This is a genomic window from Vibrio sp. 1727 (genome assembly GCF_033344415.1).
GTDB classification, from domain to species: domain Bacteria; phylum Pseudomonadota; class Gammaproteobacteria; order Enterobacterales; family Vibrionaceae; genus Vibrio; species Vibrio alginolyticus.
Genome location: NZ_JAWPOT010000553.1, coordinates 1 through 554 on the forward strand (window position 1 = coordinate 1; position 554 = coordinate 554).

At 44.0% G+C, this 554-nt stretch carries 1 protein-coding gene and 1 pseudogene; both read right to left on the minus strand.

All coding sequences use genetic code 11. From position 1 onward, the window contains the following. The coding region (locus R8O10_RS26880; RefSeq protein ID WP_318192182.1) for a YqgE/AlgH family protein at positions 1-329 on the minus strand (329 nt) is incomplete at its 3' end. A gap of 113 nt (positions 330-442) precedes the next feature. Then, positions 443-554 (minus strand): annotated as a pseudogene (locus R8O10_RS26885) (glutathione synthase); the annotation flags it as partial.

The following is a 554-nucleotide window of genomic DNA, read 5'->3' on the forward strand; positions in this document are numbered from 1 at the left end:
TCTCGCGAAGTGGTGACAGCAAGGTCGTCGGTCATTTGAATGCTGGATTCATAGTAATCTTTCGGTTTATGTAGAATAAAACCACGGTCTTCTGAGATTGGACCGCCATTGTAGACGGGTCTATCTAAGCTGGCTTCAAACAGGCGCGGGTGAACAGGCTGCACGTCAACTTGCTTGAGCATGTTGCCAACGGTGATATCAACAGGCGCGTTGATCATCAGGCCCATAGCGCCTTCTTCGTTATGTTCACAAACGTAGATAACGCTATTCTGGAAATACGGATCTTTCATTCCAGGCATGGCTACTAAAAAATGGTTTGTGAGGTTCATTCTCATACCGACCTTTAAGACTCGTAAATGCACTTAAGCAAACTCGCGACTATGTGCATGAGTTTGCTTAAGATAATGTCTGGTTCTCTACTATAACTGTACTATAAATTCAGTTATTCGCCTTTCACACGACGTTCAATGGCATCCATCAGTTTGCCAGTGATAGAAATGTCGAATGCCGCTTCGATTTCACGAATACAAGTTGGGCTAGTCACGTTGATTTCA